23 protein-coding genes are annotated in these 21,012 nt (G+C 35.7%); 9 read left to right on the top strand and 14 right to left on the bottom strand.

Translation table 11 applies throughout. The features are described 5' to 3' along the window. Position 1: 1 nt before the first annotated feature. Genes V4762_RS04515 through V4762_RS04490 form a run of 6 tightly spaced genes read right to left on the bottom strand, consistent with a single transcriptional unit; the run spans position 2 to position 5,273 of the window. Entirely contained in the window at positions 2–454 is a 453-nt protein-coding gene (locus tag V4762_RS04515; protein ID WP_347314587.1) for an ATP synthase subunit B family protein, read from the bottom strand. After that, the gene (gene coaD / locus V4762_RS04510) at positions 454–957 is read right to left on the bottom strand and encodes a pantetheine-phosphate adenylyltransferase (RefSeq protein ID WP_347314586.1); all 504 of its coding nucleotides are present in this window, start codon (positions 955–957) and stop codon (positions 454–456) included. The genes V4762_RS04515 and coaD overlap by 1 nt, the downstream gene beginning before the upstream one ends. Next, entirely contained in the window at positions 950–1,516 is a 567-nt protein-coding gene (gene rsmD, locus V4762_RS04505) for a 16S rRNA (guanine(966)-N(2))-methyltransferase RsmD (protein WP_347314585.1), read from the bottom strand. Before rsmD ends, coaD begins: the two co-directional genes overlap by 8 nt. Next, on the bottom strand, positions 1,513–3,516 hold the full coding sequence (recG, locus tag V4762_RS04500) for an ATP-dependent DNA helicase RecG (RefSeq protein ID WP_347314584.1): 2,004 nt from the start codon (positions 3,514–3,516) through the stop codon (positions 1,513–1,515). Before recG ends, rsmD begins: the two co-directional genes overlap by 4 nt. Positions 3,517–3,548: 32 nt before the next feature. Continuing rightward, positions 3,549–4,022 (bottom strand): 6,7-dimethyl-8-ribityllumazine synthase, encoded by a 474-nt coding sequence (gene ribH / locus V4762_RS04495; RefSeq protein ID WP_347314583.1) that lies wholly within the window; start codon positions 4,020–4,022, stop codon positions 3,549–3,551. 45 nt (positions 4,023–4,067) lie between these two features. Continuing rightward, entirely contained in the window at positions 4,068–5,273 is a 1,206-nt protein-coding gene (locus V4762_RS04490; protein ID WP_347314582.1) for a bifunctional 3,4-dihydroxy-2-butanone-4-phosphate synthase/GTP cyclohydrolase II, read from the bottom strand. Positions 5,274–5,414: 141 nt separating this feature from the next. Here V4762_RS04490 and V4762_RS04485 point away from each other — a divergent pair, with 141 nt between their 5' ends. Next, on the top strand, positions 5,415–7,001 hold the full coding sequence (locus tag V4762_RS04485; RefSeq protein ID WP_347314581.1) for a serine hydrolase domain-containing protein: 1,587 nt from the start codon (positions 5,415–5,417) through the stop codon (positions 6,999–7,001). Positions 7,002–7,016: 15 nt separating this feature from the next. On the opposite strand, the gene V4762_RS04480 is transcribed toward V4762_RS04485, so the two are convergent. Next, on the bottom strand, positions 7,017–8,258 hold the full coding sequence (locus tag V4762_RS04480) for a threonine/serine exporter family protein (RefSeq protein WP_347314580.1): 1,242 nt from the start codon (positions 8,256–8,258) through the stop codon (positions 7,017–7,019). A gap of 54 nt (positions 8,259–8,312) precedes the next feature. On the opposite strand from V4762_RS04480, the gene V4762_RS04475 reads away from it, so the two are divergent. Beyond that, complete coding sequence (locus V4762_RS04475) at positions 8,313–8,792, top strand: hypothetical protein (protein WP_347314579.1); 480 nt, start codon at positions 8,313–8,315, stop codon at positions 8,790–8,792. Here V4762_RS04475 and V4762_RS04470 read toward each other — a convergent pair. Further along, positions 8,782–9,291, bottom strand: a complete 510-nt coding sequence (locus V4762_RS04470; protein WP_347314578.1) for a hypothetical protein — start codon at positions 9,289–9,291, stop codon at positions 8,782–8,784. The genes V4762_RS04475 and V4762_RS04470 overlap by 11 nt on opposite strands. Positions 9,292–9,294: 3 nt before the next feature. Next, on the bottom strand, positions 9,295–10,872 hold the full coding sequence (locus V4762_RS04465; RefSeq protein ID WP_347314577.1) for a DEAD/DEAH box helicase: 1,578 nt from the start codon (positions 10,870–10,872) through the stop codon (positions 9,295–9,297). Between the two features lie 78 nt (positions 10,873–10,950). On the opposite strand from V4762_RS04465, the gene V4762_RS04460 reads away from it, so the two are divergent. Further along, positions 10,951–11,439 carry an adenosine-specific kinase gene (locus V4762_RS04460; protein WP_347314576.1) on the top strand — a complete coding sequence of 163 codons (489 nt, stop codon included), beginning with the start codon at positions 10,951–10,953 and terminating at the stop codon, positions 11,437–11,439. Here V4762_RS04460 and V4762_RS04455 read toward each other — a convergent pair. From V4762_RS04455 to V4762_RS04445, 3 genes are all read right to left on the bottom strand, one after another. Continuing rightward, positions 11,436–12,650 (bottom strand): EAL and HDOD domain-containing protein, encoded by a 1,215-nt coding sequence (locus tag V4762_RS04455; protein ID WP_347314575.1) that lies wholly within the window; start codon positions 12,648–12,650, stop codon positions 11,436–11,438. The two genes, V4762_RS04460 and V4762_RS04455, sit on opposite strands and share 4 nt — an antisense overlap. A gap of 102 nt (positions 12,651–12,752) precedes the next feature. Then, entirely contained in the window at positions 12,753–13,412 is a 660-nt protein-coding gene (locus V4762_RS04450; protein WP_347314574.1) for a nitrite/sulfite reductase domain-containing protein, read from the bottom strand. A gap of 331 nt (positions 13,413–13,743) precedes the next feature. Then, complete coding sequence (locus V4762_RS04445; RefSeq protein ID WP_347314573.1) at positions 13,744–14,211, bottom strand: Spy/CpxP family protein refolding chaperone; 468 nt, start codon at positions 14,209–14,211, stop codon at positions 13,744–13,746. A gap of 160 nt (positions 14,212–14,371) precedes the next feature. Here V4762_RS04445 and V4762_RS04440 point away from each other — a divergent pair, with 160 nt between their 5' ends. Beyond that, positions 14,372–14,695: a DUF134 domain-containing protein gene (locus V4762_RS04440; RefSeq protein WP_347314572.1), complete on the top strand. Its 324-nt coding sequence runs from the start codon at positions 14,372–14,374 to the stop codon at positions 14,693–14,695. A gap of 2 nt (positions 14,696–14,697) precedes the next feature. On the opposite strand, the gene V4762_RS04435 is transcribed toward V4762_RS04440, so the two are convergent. Continuing rightward, positions 14,698–15,885: a class I SAM-dependent methyltransferase gene (locus tag V4762_RS04435; protein ID WP_347314571.1), complete on the bottom strand. Its 1,188-nt coding sequence runs from the start codon at positions 15,883–15,885 to the stop codon at positions 14,698–14,700. A gap of 93 nt (positions 15,886–15,978) precedes the next feature. On the opposite strand from V4762_RS04435, the gene V4762_RS04430 reads away from it, so the two are divergent. Both V4762_RS04430 and cydB read left to right on the top strand, forming a co-directional pair. Next, positions 15,979–17,295, top strand: a complete 1,317-nt coding sequence (locus tag V4762_RS04430) for a cytochrome ubiquinol oxidase subunit I (RefSeq protein ID WP_347314570.1) — start codon at positions 15,979–15,981, stop codon at positions 17,293–17,295. Between the two features lie 11 nt (positions 17,296–17,306). Next, positions 17,307–18,317, top strand: coding sequence for a cytochrome d ubiquinol oxidase subunit II (cydB, locus tag V4762_RS04425; RefSeq protein ID WP_347314569.1), 1,011 nt, complete (start codon positions 17,307–17,309; stop codon positions 18,315–18,317). 128 nt (positions 18,318–18,445) lie between these two features. On the opposite strand, the gene V4762_RS04420 is transcribed toward cydB, so the two are convergent. Beyond that, positions 18,446–18,808 (bottom strand): DsrE family protein, encoded by a 363-nt coding sequence (locus tag V4762_RS04420; protein WP_347314568.1) that lies wholly within the window; start codon positions 18,806–18,808, stop codon positions 18,446–18,448. Between the two features lie 112 nt (positions 18,809–18,920). On the opposite strand from V4762_RS04420, the gene rpmE reads away from it, so the two are divergent. From rpmE to V4762_RS04405, 3 genes are read left to right on the top strand one after another with little or no spacing between them, the layout of a single operon-like run. Continuing rightward, positions 18,921–19,145 (top strand): 50S ribosomal protein L31, encoded by a 225-nt coding sequence (gene rpmE / locus V4762_RS04415; RefSeq protein ID WP_347314567.1) that lies wholly within the window; start codon positions 18,921–18,923, stop codon positions 19,143–19,145. Continuing rightward, positions 19,111–19,854 carry an FAD-dependent thymidylate synthase gene (thyX, locus tag V4762_RS04410; protein ID WP_347314622.1) on the top strand — a complete coding sequence of 248 codons (744 nt, stop codon included), beginning with the start codon at positions 19,111–19,113 and terminating at the stop codon, positions 19,852–19,854. The genes rpmE and thyX overlap by 35 nt, the downstream gene beginning before the upstream one ends. Positions 19,855–19,859: 5 nt before the next feature. Beyond that, entirely contained in the window at positions 19,860–21,002 is a 1,143-nt protein-coding gene (locus V4762_RS04405) for a nicotinate phosphoribosyltransferase (RefSeq protein ID WP_347314566.1), read from the top strand. The last annotated feature ends 10 nt before the right edge of the window (positions 21,003–21,012 follow it).

Here is a 21,012-nt window from a genome sequence, read left to right as displayed (position 1 = left end):
CTTATTCTTTCGACCTTAATACCTCTTTACCCCTTCTAATAGAAGTTAGAAGCTTGTCAACTTCAGATTCGAGCTTTATCAAGACATTTTCTGAATAGTCTTTGGCTTCTTTCATGAGTTTGTTAGCTTCTTTCCTTGCCTCATTCCTTATTTTTTCTGATTCTTCCTTTGCCTTTATAACCAGGTCGTTCTCGTCTAATTTTTGTTTAGCTTTTAAGTCGGCGTTAATGATTATCTCGTCAGCTTTTTTTTTGGCGTCGTTTATAATATCTTCTTTTTCCTGCAAGAACCTCTGGGCATCAACAACCTCTTGCGGAACGTTCATTCTTATTGAATCGATGATTCTAAAGATTTCTTGTTCATTTACAAAAACCATATTTGTAAGCGGTATCTTCGGAGAGCTCATTACTAGAAGTTCAAGATCTTCAATGACCTTTAAAAAAGTTTGACTCATTATTTTCCCTCGCTTTCGATTAATTTTGTGTTTAGTGCATTTTTTACGATATCAGTTACCCAAGGAGTTACATTTCCATTTAAAGACGCAATCTCCTTTATTATAGTAGAGCTTATATACGAATAATCTTCATGAGTCATCAAGAAGACAGTTTCTATTCTTGGTTCCATTCTCCTGTTGGTGAGGGCCATCTGGAATTCAAACTCAAAGTCAGAGATTACCCTTAGCCCCCTTATTATTGAATTTATGCTTAATGATCGCGCGAAATCAATTGTTAGGCATGTATAGCTCGTTACTAAAACATTTTTTGGCATATTTCTCTCTATTAGTGATTCCTTAATGAGGTTTACCCTCTCTTCCATATTAAAGAGGGCTCGTTTTTTTTCATTGTATGCTACTGCAATAATTACCTCGTCAAATAGATGTGATGCGCGTCTGGCTACATCTAAATGACCAAGCGTTATCGGATCAAAACTGCCAGGATAAAGCGCTTTCTTAATCATCTACAGAAAGTTTTTCTGGAGTATAAAATGTAATTGTATTGCTCGAGTAAGTCCTTGAGTCTGATATTTTCCAGCAACCTACCTGCTCCTTTGGCTTTTTTTTGAAAAAATGATGCAAAATAAATATTGAATTTTCATGGTAACACTTAAAGTCAGAAAAATTATTTAATAAAGCGTCTAAATCATAAGAAAAAGGTGGATCCACATAGATTATATCAAATTTTATGTCATGACAATTAAGCATAAACCTTTCAACAGAATAATTTAATATTGTACATCTGTCTAGCAGGTTAAAATTGCTTAAGTTTTTTTCAAGAAATGATGCGATCTTTGGACTTTTTTCAACACTAATTACGCTCTTTGCGCCACGAGATAAAAATTCTATGGAAACCGATCCTATACCGGCAAAAAGGTCTAACAAGAGACAATTGTCAACTGTGTTACCAAGAATATCCATTAGAGATTTTCTAACCCTAGAGCTAAGGGGCCTAACCTCATTGGTTTTTGGGCTTAGCAAAGATCTGTTCTTAAATTCTCCTCCAACTATTGAAGTCTTCAAATTGCTTTTATTACCTCTCTATCTTTAAATGTTTTTTCCATTTTAAATTTTAATTCTTTGAAGTGTAGCAGATCTGGATCTTTTTGCATAATTACCTCTGCCACTTTTTGTGCCACTCTCATTATGTCTGTATCCTTTAAGGGATTTGCAACTTTTAACGTTTGATCGATACCGCTTTGTTTGGAGCCAATTATCTCGCCCTGACCTCTTAATTCTAAGTCTTTTTCTGCAAGTTCAAACCCATCGCTTACCTTTTCAAAGATTTGTATTCTTTTTGAGGAATATACCTCTTCATCTACCAGGAGATAACAGGTTGAGCCGAGTTTCCCTCTGCCAATTCTTCCTCGAAGCTGGTGCAGTTGAGCTAAGCCAAATCTTTCTGGGTTTTCAATCACCATGATATTTGCCTGAGGTATGTCAATTCCCACTTCAATGACCGTAGTAGAAACCAATATTTTAATCTTTCCTGTCCTAAAATCTTGCATAACTTTATCTTGTTCGCTTTGTTTGATTTTCCCGTGTATAAGACCAACTTCAAACTCAGGAAAAAGGTTCACTAATTCTTTGTGTCTCTTTTTTACTGATTCTAATCTAAGGGAGTCTGAATCTTCTATCAGCGGGCATACATAGAAAACTCTTGAGTCGTAATTTTTCAAATTTTCTTTTATTATTGAGTATAACTTTTTGACATCATTTTTATTTATTATTTTTGTAACTATTTCCTGTCTTCCTTCTGGCATAGTTTTAATCTCAGAATAATCCAGGTCAGCGTAAAAAATTGATGCTAATGTTCTTGGTATCGGAGTGGCTGTCATAACTAACGTGTGTGGACAGATACCCTTTTCTATTAAGCTCAATCTCTGTCTTACACCAAATCTGTGCTGCTCGTCTATTACAACCAAGCCTAAGTTTTTTAATTCAAGGCCTTCGGTAATAAGAGCATGTGTTCCTGTCAATATTAATGGCACGCCTTTATTTATCTCTTCTATTATTAGATTTCTTTCTGATTTTTTGGTTGAACCCGTTAAAAGATAGATTTTTACCCCCATAGGAGCCAGCCATTCTCTAAGTTTTTCAAAGTGTTGTTTCGATAATATTTCTGATGGCACCATAAATGCCGCTTGAAAACCAGAAGAGATCGCACATAGTAGTGCGCTAACTGCAATTACGGTCTTCCCGGAGCCAACATCTCCCTGCAAGAGTCTGTGCATTGGTTTGCTGCTTTTAACATCTGAAAAAACTTCTTCCACTACTCTCTTCTGATCTATGGTCAATTTAAATGGCAATGAAGAGATAAAATTTTTTATTAGTTCGGAATCAGGATTTAATATTGGAGCATTTTTTGAATTGTATTTTTGTTTCTCAGTTAGGATTGTCAGCTTCCACTGCAAAAGCTCATCAAATGCAATTCTCTTTCTAGCCCTTTCCAGATTCGATAGATCTTTTGGAAAATGCATTAAATAAAGCGCATCTTTAAGCTTCATTAGTTTTAGCTTATTTATTAACGACTCTGGTAGCGTCTCCTTTATGATCCCATTATCATCAAATACATTCTTTATGATCGTTCTAACTTCATTGTCGTTAACTTCAAGGCAATATTCCGGATATATCCCAGAATTTTGGTATATGGGTTCTCTCCCGACCATGGGGTGGTAGAAAACAATCTCTCTATTGTTAGCTACTGCTTCTCCGGCAAAATAGGCACTGGGCTTTAATTTTAAAATTTGAATTTTTTTATAGGGTTGATTGAACCAGCAAGCGCTTGCTCTTTTCCCCTCGATGTTTAACTCTACCTTTACTAGCCTTTTCCTCTCTGGATAGTATATAGGCATGCCTATCTGAGCCTTAAAGGCAAGATTTTTCCCTGGGATTACGTCTTCTGCTGATTTGACTACCGTAAATTCTTTATATTTTTTTGGAAATGAATAGACAATATCTTCAATAGAATCCAGAGAGAGGTCTCTTATAAGGTCAGACGGTTCTCTATTTTTTATTGCCATAAATATTGTAGGTTATTTCGTCTAAATCCGAATTAACCATCCATAGACGCTATCTTCAATAGCTGTATAGTTTCAATTAAAGAAAGTGCTGAGTCGAATCCCTTGTTACCTGCTTTTCCGCCAGCTCTATCAAAGGCTTGATCCATGGTGTCAGTCGTGAGTACACCAAAAGAAATTGGGAGCTCTTTTTCGAGAGAAACCAAAGCAACACCTTTTGATGTCTCTGAGGCCACATAATCAAAATGCGGGGTTTCTCCTCTTATTACGGCTCCCAGGGCGATAAGCCCATCAAATTTCTCTAATTTTGCCAGCTTTTTTAGCGTGAGGGGTATTTCCCAAGCTCCTGGCACATAATAAATGCTTATGTCCTTATCCTTACATTCGTGTCTGCCCAAACAATCTAAGGCTCCATCTAATAGTTTCGAAGTAATTATGCTGTTGAACCTACTGACAACTATGCCTATCTTAAGATCTTTTGCAATCAGCTTTCCTTCATTTATTTGCATTAAAGCTCCTCCTAATTAAAAATTGAAATATCTTATTAATTGCCTTTAAAATATGTGTCCCATTTTTTCAACCTTACACTTAAGATAATCCTTGTTGTATGGGTTTGGATCAGTTTTTATTGGCACTCTTTCTGTTATCTGAAGCCCAAAGCCCTTTATACCAAGCAGCTTTTTTGGATTGTTTGTTAGAATTCTTATTGTGGAGAGCCCTAAATCTTTTAGCATCATTGCACCCATACCGTATTCTCTTAGATCTGGCGGAAAACCGAGTTTTATATTTGCTTCTACGGTATCTAAGTGACAGGAATCTTGCAGGTGATATGCTTTAATCTTGTTTGCAAGCCCTATTCCTCTTCCTTCTTGCCTCAGATAAAGTATTACGCCAAGACCTTCTTCGTTTATCATTTTCATAGCGGCATGCAGCTGGTCGCCGCAATCACACCTGAGAGATCCAAAAACATCTCCTGTAAGACACTCTGAATGAACCCTTACGAGTACATTTTCTTTATTTCTTACATCACCTTTTACAACGGCGACGTGTTCACTTTTGTCCATCAAGTATGTATAAGCATAAATTTTAAAATCTCCATATTTAGTGGGAAGATGAGCTTCGGCCATTCTTTGTACCCATATTTCGCTTTGTAATCTATATTTTATGAGATCTGCGATAGTTAATATTTTTATGTTGTGCTTTTTAGAAAATTCAATTAAATCTGGCATCCTTGCCATCGTTCCATCGTCTTTCATAATTTCACATATAACGCCTGCGGGGGACATGCCAGCAATGCTTGCGAGGTCGACTGCTGCTTCTGTGTGCCCTGCTCTTATTACGACTCCACCCTTTCTTGCCCTGAGTGGGAAAATGTGGCCTGGCTTGACAAAGTCATCTGGCGTTGCATTTGGATCAATTGCCATCTTTGCAGTTTGGGCTCTGTCAAAGGCACTTATTCCTGTGGTTGTATTTTTCTTGGCATCAATTGGCATAGTAAAGGCAGTATAAAATGGATCTGGACTGTTTGACTCCAATATCTCAATTCCCAGCTGGTTTAGTCTTTCTTCGGTTAGCGGAAGACATATAAGACCTTTTCCATAAGTTGCCATAAAATTAATATGCTCAGGAGTTACCTTTTCTGCAGGTATAAATAGATCTCCTTCATTTTCCCTATCTTCATCGTCAGTTATAATGATCATTTTTGAATTTCTTATATCGTTTAGGGCCTCTTCCACAGATGAAAATTTAAAATCTTTCAATTTTATTCCTCCTTAGATTTTTGAGAACTTAAAAAATTTTTTCAAAGCTTTTTAAACAAATAATTAAAAGTAGCATATGATTATTATGATAAAATGGCTTATAAATTATTATATATTATTTTTCAATTTTAAGGAGGTTATATGAAAACAATAGTTTTAGCTATTCTATTTCTCCTAATTTTACAAAAGCCTGGAATATCGAAAGAATTGGATAATATTAGTAACGATTTGAGCACAATAGTAAGAAACAATACCACCTTGGAGACTGGGCAGAGGGCGTCAGTCTATATTGTCTATGGTGACAAGAATTTTTCGCAGAATTTTGGTAAAGATTCTGATAGCGTAAACGAAAGTTATGATGTAGGAGACCTTTCCAGATTATTTATAGGGGCACAAATAGTTAGACTTAGCGAGCTTGGAAAGATAAGTTTAGACGATTCGATATTTAAATATCTGCCAGAGCTAAAGAACGAATACAAAACCAATATCAAAATATCCGATCTTTTAAAAGATCACACATATCTTCCTTATACCTACCCATATAAAATAAAATCTACTGGAGATGTATTGAACTTTCTAAAAAGCAATGAAGATATTTTAAAATACGATAACGTTTATAACAGATCCCAAATTGATAGTGATATCTTGCTTTTAATAATTGAAAGAGTTGAGAAGAGCAATTTTAATGATTCTATGGACAGTCTATTTAAAAAATTTAATCTTAGCAATACTAACTTTATTGATAGCCAAAAAAGCAATCGACTTTCTATTTCTGACAGACTTTATAGCTCGCCTGAAAATATTGGCCAGTTTATAAGTAGTATCATGTCAGATAAAAATCTTTCAAAATCGGTCTTCGCAAGGTTTGAGAGCACTTCCTATGATCAAGACCTGTACTTTACCCCATGTTTTGAATCTCAGAATATTACTTTAATAGATCAAAATAATAGTTATGATAAATACACTCTCTTTTATCAATACGATAAAGAAACAAATTCTTTTATATTTGCAATTCCAGAAAAAAAATTTGCTGTTATCTTCCTTTCAAATTTTCCTGTTAGCATTGCCAGGGAGGAATACTTTTCAAAAGAATTGCTAAAGACTACAGTAAAAGATTTTCTTAAAATGGACATTTTTGACTATAGATCTACCTTATCATTGAAAAAAGTTGACGAAAAAGATGATTATCTAAGTTCTTATATGGGGTTTTTTGAAAATAAGAACGGAATAATAGAATTTCATGTCGTTGATAACAATTTGATGTGCAATATGGATAAAAAATTTTACAATGTAAAATTTTATGATGACGGTAGCTTTAGTCTATATCCTGTAGATAGCTCAAATGATTATATTAAAGAATTTAGGTTTAGGTTTACATATATTAATGGAACCAGATATCTTAGTTTATTAGATTTTGGGCAAAGTTTAACTTTTGCAAGAGAAATTGAACAGCCAAAATACGATGATGCATGGGAAGACAGGCTCGGTAAGTGGATTGGCTCTGACAATAACAGTGCTATTAAAGAAATGGATATTGAAAAATTTAGGGGATTTTATATTTTGAAATACGATGAATCAGCAGGGAAAGAGACGAATTTGGTATTGGTGCCGGTCTATGATGACAGTGCAAAGATTTTAGATTTTGGCGATCAGATAGTAACCTTTCGGTCAGAAGACCAAGATAGTAGCTTCAATTTCTTGGGAATTAAATTTATAAAAAAGAAGTAGTTTTATTTATAAATACTATTTCTGATCCCTACTCTTATATGCTGAAACCATAAAATTGGAACATAGCAGCCCTGTAACAAGTGCTATTGCCCTCAAGCTCATATTGAATGCAATCATAATCCCTTCGCTGATATCCTTTGATAAAAAGGATGAAAGGCTTTGATATCCTACAACGCCAGGTACGAGTAGTATTAAGCCTGAGATTAGTGGGATGTACTGAGATCCCTTGCTGAGTCTTGCCCAGGAATTTGAAAATAGCCCAAGGATTAATGCCGCAAAAAAAATTCCAATTTGATCGCTTACAATTCTATTTCCAAAATAAAGACCAATTTGTGCAAGCAGGGAAGAAAGAAGCATTACAGGAGCGTCTTTGAACCTTGCATTTAGTATGGCTATAAAAGTTAAAGGAGCTAAAAATGTAGCAATGTATTGAAGATATATTGGGAGTGATAAATTCTTTATGTTAAAAATGTATGAATTAGTTTGTGGAAAAAAGAAATTGCTACCTAGTGCTACTCCAAACACTATAAACATAAGAATGAAAAGTGCAGAGCTTAGTCTCGTGGTTCCAGATAAAGGATTTCTGTTAGCAATTTCGTCGATTCCTGATATCAGTGTAAGTCCTGGAAAGAGTACTATCAAGCCAGATATGATTGCTATAGACTGATCGTAGGGGCCGATTAGTGTATATAAAATATTTGATAGGGCTCCAACTGAAGCCGCACAAATAAATTCTAACAACCTTGTGAGATTGAACTTATTGGATATTATAAATATTATTCCAACTATTAAACCCAAAAAACAAGAAACAAAAAGTTCTTTCAAACCCCCGCCAATAATAGTAGAAACCATAACAGAAATTGCAGCATATGACAGAATGACTATCCAAAAAGGAAACCTATTTCCTTTGGACATCACTCTTTTTAAGAGATCTAAGCCCTCCTTAGCTGTCGTCTTTTTATCGAGAACTCTGTTTGATATTTCATTTGTCAATGCGATTTTTTCGAGATCAAGAATTCCTGGCTCAACCCTTAAGATGGTAGTGGTAAAGGCATCCTGGTCTTCAAAAGATAAAAAAATACCTGTTGGAGAGGAGTAAACTTGCAATGAAATGTCGAAATTAGAGGCAACTTCCATGAGCCTTTCTTCGAGTGCATAAGATGAGAAGCCGCATTTGTGAAATGATCTGCCAAGTTCTACTATAAATTTTACTTCTGGACTGTTTTTGCCTGGAAAAGTTGCTTTTTTGCTATTCATTTTTAATAGAATCTGATATATTTATTAGTTGAAATAAATATATCAGGAGGTAAAATGAAATTTAAAGACGCACTTATCTTATATCTACCAGCTATCCTATTTTCCTTTATTGGCATTCTATTAGGTTCTCTCCCATTTTGTAAATTGTTAACTTCGCAAAACGTTTTGACACAGAATCTGACTTTTAATGCTATAACAAGCAATCAAACGATATCTTCCCTGATAAATGCACAAAAGACCAATCTTGGCCTTATATCAGAGGTTATATACTTCTCCACTGCTTTTGGAACTCTTTTTTGCTTAATAAAACCAGTTGCAAAACAAACTAGATTGGTGTGCGGAATCTTGAGCGTTGTTCTGCTCGCATCTTTTTTTGTTTTTTCTTTTACCATTGGCATTGTAGCAAAGTCTGCTGGGGTTTCTGTCCAATTTCAGTGGGGGTTTTTTGTGACATTGGCATTTATTGTTGTTGTAAATTCATATTATATGTTTTATTTTTTAAATGCGATTTTACCGGGCAAACCTAAGGCGTAGGATTTGAATACTGAGCTTTTATATTGTCCCACTTGGTGTATTGGTCTTCTAACTTCTGTTTGCTAATTGAAAGCCAAGATGCAAGAGTTGCATCGTCTATTTTCAATTTTTTCTGTAAATCTCTGGTAATGGTGTAGTGGTTTAGGGCAAATTTTACCATTTCTTTATCAAATGGCCCGTTCAATGACTGCAATATTAATCTGAGTTCTTCATAGTTAAACGCACTGTAGTTAAATCCAAGCTGAAAAAAACTTCTCTTTTTGTCTTCTTTTGTGAAGCCTTTTTCCTTTGATAATACACAGCTTTCATAATCATATTCTTCTTTATTGTTTTCAAACCTATTTGTAGATGATTCGAAGCAAGACTTGGCTAAATCATAGCCAGAACTAAACTCCGAAGAAATTTCTTCAGAGTTTAATCGGCTATTGGATAAGAAAACTATTGTGCTTAGAATAAAGATAAAAGAAACAGCTATATATTTATAACTGAAATTTTTCATTTTCTATCTAGGTTTTGCTTGCTCTGCATGAATTCTGTGCCCTTTTATGATTGATTTGTGCAACACAGCAATTATTCTTTCTGATACCTCTTCGGGCACTTCAAGAAAGGTGAACTTGTCAAGTATTCTTATATTCTTTATATCCTTCTTCTTCATATCTCCTTCTTCGCAAATATAATTTAAAATATCATCTTTTGAAATATTTTTTTCCTTGCCAATGTTAATAAAAAGTCTTGACATGCCTTGCTTTGCACCTGTTTTTGCGAATTTTTCTCTGTCAACCTCTACCTTTTCTGTTGGTTCTCCTTCTTGATATAGTCTAATGGCAGCAGCTGCAATTTTTTCTGGCTCAAACTCTTCCGTCATTTCTTCGACTATTGAGATATAATGCGATATATTCTCCTGTTTAATTATTTTAAATATCAAACTTTTTAACTCATCTTTTTGTTTCTCTAAAAGATCTGATATGCTTGGGACTTCTTTTCTCCTAATCGTTACTCTGATGACCTTTTCGATCAATCTTAACTGTCTAAACTCCCTTGGCGTTATAAACGTTATAGCGATACCAGATTTTCCTGCTCTTCCTGTTCTGCCAATTCTGTGAACATAAGATTCTGGATCCTGAGGTATGTCAAAATTTATAACATGACTTACGTCTGAGATGTCAAGCCCTCTCGCTGCTACATCTGTGGCCACAAGAACTTCTAATTTTTTCTCTCTAAAGGACTTCATTACTCTATCTCTCTGAGATTGAGTCAGATCTCCGTGCAAGCCTTCTGCGCTGTAGCCTCTTGTGTTTAGCGATGCTACCAGCTCATCTACTCCCTTTTTTGTTCTACAGAATATGATTGTCTTATCCATATCTTCTGTTTCAAGTATTCTACAAAGCGCTTCAAGTTTATCTTTTGATTCACAATAAAACTGATCCGTTAAAGGTACTGTCAGTTGTTCCTTGCTTATCGAAAAAACCTTTGGATTGTTCATATATTTTTTCGTAAGAGATAAGATCGGACCTGGCATAGTAGCAGAAAACAATAGCGTTTGCCTATTTTCTTTTTGGATAGATTTTATAATTGTTTCTATATCGTCAATGAAGCCCATATCAAGCATTTCGTCAGCTTCATCCAATACCAGGATTGAAATCTTAGATAAAAATATAGTTCCTCTTCTGATGTGATCAAGAAGTCTCCCTGGGGTGCCAATTATTACCTGAGCTCCATTCTTTAGTGCTTTTATCTGCCTTTCAATAGATTGTCCGCCATATATTGGCACAACTCTTAGTCCTTTGTATTTTGCAATTTTGGATATTTCTTCTGCTACCTGTATTGCGAGCTCTCTGGTGGGAGTAAGTACTAAAGACTGGGCCACCTTTTCGTTGGTGGTTTTTTCAACTATTGGTATTCCAAATGCTGCTGTTTTTCCTGTTCCAGTTTGCGCCTGGCCAATTACATCCGCTCCTTGCATTACAATTGGTACTGTTTGTTTCTGAATTGGGGATGGCTCCTCAAATCCCATTTCTTTTAATGCTAAAAATGTTTTTTCGCTTAATTCAATTTCTCCGAAATAAGAACTTTTTGACAATTTATTTCTCCTTTTTTCTTTTTCTTTTTATTGCTAAAATTGTATCATTAAATCTATAAACGTAGAATGGAGGACACAATGAACTTAGAGATCAAGAGGTTAACTTTTCCAAGTGATTCCAACGTAATACTAGGCCAAGCTCATTTTATCAAAACAATTGAGGATCTTTATGAAATTATAATATCCATCAGCCCAAACGCTAAATTTGGCATTGCATTTTCAGAGGCATCTGGAGATTGTCTGATTAGGACTGAGGGAAACAGTAATGACCTTGTTAACGTTGCCGTAAAAAATCTCATCGAGTTATCTTGTGGGCACAGCTTTGTCATTATACTAACAGATGCATTTCCAATAAACATCTTAAACGCCATAAAAAACTGCCAGGAAGTTGCATCTATCTTTTGTGCAACCGCAAACGACGTTAAAGTTGTGGTTTCCTACGATGAAGATGGAAACGGTGGTATATTGGGAGTCATAGACGGGCTCAAGCCTAAAGGTGTCGAAGATTTAGATGATAAGGGAAAAAGAAAAGCATTTTTGAGGAAGATTGGATATAAACTTGTTTAATTTATAGATTCGAGCGTGCTCTCAGCCCAGCTTATTGCTTCCATATAAAGATTGCCCATCCTTTCATGTCTAATCCTAAGATCATAACATATTGCTATCACTTTGTCCCAATCTCCCTTTTCATAGAACTCGACAAGTTTTAGGGCTTGGACATATCCTCTAGTTTGTGGATTATCAACGCCTCTTATAGAATTTGAAACCGTATCGCTAAGAGGCAGATGCACCAAAAGATTATCTTTTGAGAAACCGGTTATGACGTCAAAGAGAGAGAGCAATCCTATGAGGTAATATTCTTCTTCTTTAAATTTTTTTGATGTTTCCTGTGCCAACAGCTGCATAAGCCTTGCTCTTGTCAGCGTAATTTTTATAAGCTCTAAAGGTGCTGAGGTTTTTTCAATAATAAGGATCATCACTATCCACTTTACCATTTGCTTTCTTCCCAACAAAACTATAGCTTGTAGTATCGAATTAACCTCACATCTAAAACCAAAAAAAGAAGAATTGACAAGCTTAAGTATTTTAATTGTTAAATATGCATTTTTCTTTATTTCCTTTTCAACTTTATCCCAATTTAGATCTTCTGATAAGAGCATTTTTAAAATATTCAAGAGTTCAACTTGTGAAGCCGTAAAGTCTTTTTTTGACAACGTCTCTGGCTTTGAAAAATAAAATCCCTGAAATAGTCCGTAGCCTTCTTCCAATGCCTCTTCATAAACTTTATGATTTTCTACCTTGTGTGCAATTAACAGTATATTTGGAGCAATGAATTTGGGAAGAGCTTTCCTTTTATCTTTTGGAGTGGAGGTGAAGTCAATTTTTACGACCTTAAAGAAGTTTATGATTGATGGATGAGGCAGATCTGTTCCTTCATGTGATAGGTTAAATCCTGCATAGAACAGGTCTCTTAAAAAGGCAAAGTCTTTTTGAACGTCAATGTCTTTTTGGTTAATTTCAAAAAAAACAGACTCTTTGGGCGTAGGCGGAATAGATCTTTTCAGGGTATCAAGGGGGATATTTATAAATACAGGCAATCCCTTGCCTATGTAATTTATTCCGTAATTTGTAAATAGATCAACCAGAACTCTTAATGTAGCTTCTTCCGGATTTTCTTGGGCGTATTCATTTTTTGATGAGCTTCTAAATAAAACTTCGTACCCAAATGTTTTTTTATCGCTATTTAATATTGGCTGCCTTGCTATAAAAGAATCCACCGTATGCCTCTTTAAGATATAATTTATTTCTAAATATTTTGCAAATAAATTTAGAAAGTTGTTTAGAGGTTTTCATTATAACACAAAAGAATAATTATTATTTTAAGAGCCAAAAACCTCTTTTTTAAAATTTTCTATGCCAAACTTTTCGATGAATCTTGCACTCCTATCTTTTGGGTTAGCCTTGTCTGTATATATTTTTATAGCCCTTTTAACCAGATCCACTGCATCCTCTTCAGATAGCTCTTCTTTTATGACGTCACCAATCCTGGGAGCCCTGCCAGAATTGCCTCCAAAAATCAATTTCCAACCTTTAACTGTTCCAATCAAACCTATGTCTCTTGTGAAAGCTTCACCACAGTTAAATGGACATCCTGATACTCCAATTTTTATTTTTGCAGCAGTAGGCAAGCCGTATAAAATATTTTCTAATTTCATGCCCATTTCAAGAGAATTTTTTTGCCCAAATCTGCAAACGCTTGTCCCAGGACATGCTTGGACATAGTGTAGACAAGGCTCAAGCGCCCTGCCAATTCCTGTTTTTAGATCTGCCCAGACTAGATCAATTTCGTCAGGCTTGATCCCAACTAACACAATTCTTTGTCCTGATGAGATTTTAACTATTGGTATAGAATACTTTTTTACTACTGATGAAATTGTTTCCATAGTTTCAAGAGAGAGTATCCCACAAGGGATCCTTGCTACTACGGCGTATGTTTCTTTATCTCTTTGTAAAATTGCACCATTTTTTTCAACTTCCATTTTTATCCCCCTTAATTTTCATATGTTTAATTAATTATACAACACCAATCTTGATAATTTTAATTAAAATTTCTCAACAGCATCAACCACTGCAAGCTGTTGTGTTTAGAGTTAAAATTTTTCTAATTGATACCTTATTACTGTGTTTTTTATGAAATTATGCCAATAATTTTAGGAGATTTTCTTTCAGAATAGGTAGCATATTTGCAAATTATGAATAACATATGTTTGGATTAGTTCGTCAGCTATAAAATCACATTCTACTTTCATAATAAAAAACCCCGCTCAATAGCGGGGTTTTTTATGTAAAGCACTTGTTTTTTAAATAAATCTATCTCATAGACATTAAAACTCTTTGGTCGGGGGTTAGCACTTCTAATATTTTAATTCTATAATCTGTGTTCAAATTTAACATCTCAACTTTTGCGCTATTTATCTCCTTTATCTTTGATTCAAGGGTAGACATATCTGCCTTATTAGCTACTAAATTTCTGTAGTCATTGTTTAGATTCCAGAGCTTTGTTCTTACAACCTTAGCTTGGGAATACTTGTTATCGAGCAATGATTTAATCTGTGTAACCTGGTCATCTGTCAAGCTTAACTTTGCTTTCAACTTATCGAGCATAAAGTTTTCTCTTTGCTCGTAATTAAAGCCCTGTCCATTATGAGCCTGATCCATTGCATAACCATGACCCGAACCTGGACCAAAACCTCCTGTACCAAAAGCAAACGAATTTCCCATAAACCAAACAGATGCAAGTAGAGCTAAAGCCATAACGCCTACGAAAAACTTTTTCATTCTTTTCCTCCTAAAATATCAGATTTAAAACTCTCTTGATACTTTTATATACGGTAGCTTTCATTAGAAAGTAACAGAATTTTTTAATCTTTAATTATTGCAATATGCTACAATGTAATAGTTTTTAATCACAATTGTGTAATATAAGGAGATGATTTTTGTGCCAAGACCGAAATTGAAAAGATTTATTCAAATGGAGCCTAAGTATAGCGTATATGCTCCAAAAGGTGCAGGCAAAACAAAAGAAGAGGTTTTGATGGATCTTGATGAAGTCGAAACTCTCAGGCTTGTTTTTGGTGAAGGCTTAGATCAGGATGGAGCCGCAAAGAAGCTTGGCGTTTCCAGACAGACTGTCGGAAGAACAGTAGACATCGCAGGAAAAAAGCTGGCTGACTTTCTTGTCAACGGCAAAGTTTTGAAAATCAAAACTGATGGCAATTATGAATTTATCAATCAGGATGTTGACAAAGAGGTAGCCAAATAGATTTATTTTGTGCCCTTTATTAAAAAAAGAGGGGCGCTTTGCCTGTCTATTACGGCTTCAGGGTCAGAAAGTGCTCTTAGATATCCACGCGAAGTATAGGTGGATATATTTTTAAAGTTGGTTCTTTTGTAATTATCTTGCAAATATCCAAGCCTTTCGAAATCATTTAGCTCGGACCATAAAAGTATTGATTTAGGTTTGAAGTATCTATTTGTAAATATTGTTATAAAGGAACCACCAGGTTTTAAAATCCTATTTACCTCGTTCACAAACTCTTGTGGACGAGGTAAATATTCGAAACAGAAGCTACATATTACAAAATCGAATTGGCCTTCATAATATGGCAGGCGTGGATCTTTTACAATATTTTTATTATTGATTGATGAAATCTTTTTGTCTATTGAGGATATTTCTTTGTTTAAGCCAATTATTGTTATATCAGGATTATTCTTTAAATAGGGAGAGGTTCTGCCCATAATATCTAAAATTTTGGAGCTATTATCAATCATGTTTTCTAAAACTTCGCTTATTTTATTTTTTAGCACAATGTCTACATTTATTATTGAGGAATTATTTTCATAAAATATTCCACCTTCTTCTGTGTCTCTTACTTCAAACGAGTTAGCTGAATAAAAATCAGTGTCAATTTGTTTAAATTTTCCCTGCATTCCTATGCCATTTCCGATGTCAGATATCCAATCAAAACACATTCCGCCTGTGCCAAACTGAACCTCTGGTTGTTGGGCAATCCTCATTACTTTAGCCGTAAGAGTACACTTTATCTCTGATAGTGGGTGATTGAAATCAGCAAAGAACAGATCGTCTCTTTTCTCTATACACCTAAACAAAGGCTTTTTAATAGAATTTTTACCTTCTCTGCCCATTAGAGCCTCTATTCTATAAAACCTGCCAACTTTAAAAATTTGCTTTTCTTCTTCTGAGAACCACTTTATTGGTATTATATTTTTGGATGAGTAAGGTGAAAAAAGCTCTCCTGCACCATAAGTAAACTCAAATACCTCTCCAACTTCTTTTCCGGGTAACCATTCATGTAAATTGTCTGGTAAAGTATTTGCATCAAGCCACATGTGTGGTCTTGCAAAATAATTTTCTACATGCTTAATATTGTTCTCTTCCCATGTTAAATCTATTGATAACGAGATCCTTGAATCTTTATTAATTTTTTCCATTATTTCACCTCTTAGAAGTAATTCTCATTTCTATTGACTTTTATCTATTGTTAACTATAATTTATTATAATAAAAAATGAAAGGGGGAAATTTATGGACGTTGTAACATTGTCAAGACTGCAATTTGGAGCTACTGCAATGTACCACTTTATTTTTGTCCCATTAACTTTGGGCTTGGGCATCCTTGTGGCAATAATGGAAACTCTTCATTACAGAACAAAAAATGAAATTTATCTGAAGATGACAAAATTTTGGGGAAGGCTATTTCTAATTAATTTTGTTTTAGGCATTGTCACTGGTATTACACTTGAATTTCAATTTGGTACTAACTGGGCTCAATACTCTATTTATGTGGGTGATATTTTTGGCGCGCCTCTTGCAATAGAGGCTACACTTGCTTTCTTCCTTGAATCTACATTCTTGGGAGTTTGGCTTTTTGGGTGGAAAAGGATATCGCCAAAGATGCACTTAATTAGTATCTGGCTTGTGGCCTTCTCATCAAATCTGTCTGCTCTATGGATACTCATTGCCAATGCTTGGATGCAAGATCCTGTAGGCTTTGTTCTTAAGAACAATAGAGCAGAGATGACCAATTTTGCTGCTGTGGTGTTTAACCCATACGCATGGCTTAAGTTTACCCACACCATTACAGCAGGCTTTGTTGTAGGTGCTTTTTTTGTAATGGGTATATCTGCCTATCATCTTTTGAAAAAACAAAATGTTGAGTTTTTTAAAAAGTCATTTTACATTGCTGCCACCTTTGGCATGATTTCGAGTTTACTTGTATTTTTTATTGGTGATATGCACGCTGCAGAGGTTGCACATGTTCAACCAACAAAAATAGCTGCAATGGAGTCTCTTTGGAATACTGAAAAATCAGCTCCAATTTACCTTTTGTTGGTGCCTGATGATGCTAAAAAGTCAAATCTGGTAGAGGCTTTTCCTATACCGTCTCTCTTAAGCTTGCTTGCTTATCATGATCCCAATGCTACAGTCAGGGGGCTAAATAGCTTCCCTCAGAACGATATCCCCCCTGTAACTCCAGTTTTTCTGAGTTTTAGGATAATGGTTGGTTTGGGAACGCTTTTTATATTTCTAACGATTTTGGCATGGTGGCTTGCTAAGAAAGACAAATTGCTCAATCATCGTGGTTTTTTGAGAATAATGCTCTACTCACTTCCTCTTCCATATATTGCTACTCAAGTTGGCTGGATTGTTGCTGAGGTTGGAAGACAGCCCTGGATAGTGTATGGTTTGTTGAAGACGAACGATGCTGTTAGCAAAAACTTGACAATTGGAGACGTCATATTAACTCTTGGAATTTTCATTGTTTTGTATACAGCGCTTGCTGTTCTTGATTTTACGCTATTAACTTATTATGCCCGCAAGGGTCCTTTGGAAACGGATTAGGGGGTGAAGTTATGTTAAATATATTGTGGTTTATCATTTGGGGACTGCTTTGGGCTATGTATTTTGCCCTTGATGGTTTTGATCTTGGAATAGGTATGTTATTTCCATTTTTTGGTAAAACAGATCAAGACAAAAAGACTATGCTTGAAAGCGTTGGCCCCGTTTGGGATGCTAACGAGGTATGGCTTATAACTGCAGGAGGCGCTACTTTTGCTGCTTTTCCGACTACATATGCCTATATGTTCAGTTTTCTATACCTTCCGCTTATGCTTATTTTGTACGGCTTGATAATAAGAGCTGTATGCCTTGAATTTAGGTATAAGGTAAATAATCCTTCTTTAGCTTCTTTGTTAGAAAATGGATTGTTTCTTGGGAGTCTTTTACCTGCACTTTTGCTTGGAGTTGCCTTTGGGAATATTTTTCAAGGACTTCCAATCGATCAGACCGGCTATCATGGAAATCTGATAACGCTTCTTAACCCGTTTGGGCTAATTACCGGTATCTTGTTTGTAGTAGCTTTCTTGTTGCATGGCTCTCTTTGGCTTTCTTTTAGAACTGAAGGGGATATCAATCTTAGGGCTAAGGCTCTTGCCAGGAAGCTATGGTTTATCACGCTATTCTTTGCAGTTTTGTTCTTGGTAAGCGCTTACTTTGTAACCAATCTTTATGCCAACTACTTTTCTATGCCATTTCTACTTATTGTGCCCATTCTTTGTGTAATTGGGCTTTTGGGAGCAGGATTTTTTATCAATTCCTCTGAAATTATGGCCTTTCTATCATCGGCGATATGTATAATATTTTTAACGTTTACTGGCGTAGGAGGATTATATCCAAATCTTATTCCTTCTAGCATCAACAATGCTTTTAGCTTAAGCGCTTTTAACTCATCTTCAAGCCAATATACATTAACCGTTATGACAGTTGTAGTGATAATATTCGTACCGATTGTACTTGCGTATAAATTTTGGACATATAAAACATTTAGCTACAAGATAAAAGAAGGTGAAGGAGAGGGCTATTAATTAACAAGAAAAAGGTGTATGCACTTTAGTGCATACACCTTTTTTGAATTTAATGTTAGCTCGTTAATAATATTTATCCGATCAGCTGATCTGTAAAAATAGGTGACAAAAAACTTATAAGCTAATTTTTAATAATTCAGAACGAGATTGGCTTCCATCATCTCCTTGAGAGCCCTTCCTGCCTTTATCATTTGGACACCATCTATTAGCTGGTCCTTTGGTATCTCTTTTGAAATACAAGCAGGGATACAAGCGAGCAGCTTTCCTCCATTTTCAATAAAATTGTCTACATGTTCTTTAATGGTTTCGTGCTCTACAGCCTTTATGTGTTCGTATGCTCCCTTGGTGACGTTATAAATTCCATTTGATTGGAATATCATTGTTACATCCATCTCCATAATTAGAGCAGTGTTCGCCATTATAAAGGCAAAGGTAGCCTTTTCTGGATCATCTGGTCCCACCGTTACTGTTACAACAAGTTTTTCTGACATAGATCCTCCTTTAAATTGTTTTCAATAAATTTATTTTTTACAATCCTTGTAATTATACATTCTATTTCAAATTATGTTAAAATATTTTTAATTTGTATTGGAGGTGTATCAATTGAAAGAAGGAATTCATCCTCAATTTTATGAGGACTGCGTGGTTACATGCGCTTGTGGCAATACTTTTACCACAGGTTCAAACAAGAAGGCTATCAAGGTAGATATCTGCTCAAAATGTCACCCATTTTTCACTGGAACTCAGAAACTTGTTGACACAGAAGGCAGGATAGAGAAGTTTAACAAAAAATATAGCAAGAAATTCAAAGAGGAAGAAAAAAATTAAGATTTCACTTATTTACTGTACTCCAGACCCCGTCAGGGCTATTGCCCTGGGGGCAAGGGTCTCAGTGACTACGAAATCTATCTTTGACGTATATTCTGATCTTAAAGAAGATGAGGCCCAAGAGCTTGTAAAGAGATTGTATAAGATGGGACATCATACTCCTTTTGAGCATGTTTCTTTTACGTTTGGAGTTGAAAATATCTCCAGATCCTGCTCTCATCAGCTTGTAAGGCACAGGATAGCGTCCTTTACACAAAAGAGCCAAAGATATACCAGGTTTGGCATGAGGAGTCGAGATTCTGAATCTAACAAAAGAGTTGAGATAGAAGATTTATACGTATTCCCGCAAACATTCCAGAAACATCCATCAATTCTTACGAAATACAGGGACTATCTGGAGCTTGGGAGGAGATTGTACGAGGATCTTTTGTCTAAGGGAGTTCCTGCTGAGGACGCAAGGTATATTCTGCCAAATAGCGCTCATACCTCTCTTGTTATGACTATGAACTTCAGGGAGCTTATGCATGCATCCAATCTTAGGCTTTGTCAAAGGGCACAATGGGAAATACGTTCAATATTTGAGGAGATAAAGGTAAGAGTTTTTGAGGTTTCTCCCTTCTTGTCAGAATTTTTATACCCAAAGTGTGAAATTACAGGCTATTGCAATGAGGAGAAATCTTGCGGCAGAAAGCCTAAAAAAGAGTCTTAGAAGAATTGCTTATTTCAGACTTTGATGAAATAATAGACGGTTTTACCGCTGATTCGTATTTTCTAAGAACTTTGAAAATCCTGAACGAAAAAGATATCAACAAGAGTGTTTTGGTTGAGATAAAAGCTTCTTCATTGCCGACAGGCTATGATTGGGGGATTTTTGCAGGCATTAATGAAGCCAGGATGATACTTAATAATATAAGAGGCATAGAAGTATTATCTATGCGAGAGGGCAGCTTATTTTATCCTGACGAGCCAGTTTTGTCTATTAAAGGTAGATATGTAGATTTTGCTCTTTTTGAAACTGCAGTATTGGGCATTCTTTGCCAGGCATCGGCGGTAGCCACTAAGGCTGCCAGAATTAAAAAGGTCATAGGTTCCAAGCAGCTTATCTCATTTGGTTCGAGGCGCGCTCACCCTTCTATTACAGCTCATCTTGAGAGGAACGCATATATTGGAGGTTGTGATGGGGTTTCAAGCATTATTGGCGGTAAAGTAATCAATCAAACCCCAAAGGGGACTATGCCTCATTCTTTGGTGCTGCTTATGGGGTCCTTGAAAGATGCTCTTAAGGCATTTGACGACGTGATTGATAAAGCTATACCTCGTATTGCCCTTGTCGATACTTTTTGTGATGAAAAATTTGAAGCTATTGAGGCTGCCAAGCTTTTGGGCGAAAGACTTTATGCCGTAAGGCTGGATACGCCGTCCTCAAGGAGAGGCAATATTAGAAAGATTCTTGAAGAGGTTAGGTGGGAGCTCGATTTGCGCGGTTTTAATAAGGTAAAGATTGCCCTTTCAGGGGGCATTGATGAATATGTGGCCAAAGATCTTAGCGATGTGGCAGACATATTTGGCGTGGGCACTGCTTTGACAAATGCACCAATAATAAACTTTTCAATGGATATTGTGGAGATCGAAGGAGAACCCATTGCCAAGAGGGGCAAGAAGTCAGGGCAAAAGGATTTGATATATTGCTCGCATTGTGGCAAAAGATTTGTCGTTCACAAAGACAAAAATAACCAAAGTGTATGCCCAGTTTGTAAATCACAGACTGTATCTTTACTTTTGCCTATTGAAGAGCCATACCCTGACAGCCCAACAATAAGAGCAAGAACCTTAGAAAACCTTTCAAGTATAGGATAATATAATCTAA

The organism is Thermodesulfobium sp. 4217-1 (genome assembly GCF_039822205.1).
Classification (GTDB): domain Bacteria; phylum Thermodesulfobiota; class Thermodesulfobiia; order Thermodesulfobiales; family Thermodesulfobiaceae; genus Thermodesulfobium.
This window is presented reverse-complemented; position numbering and strand designations above follow the sequence as displayed.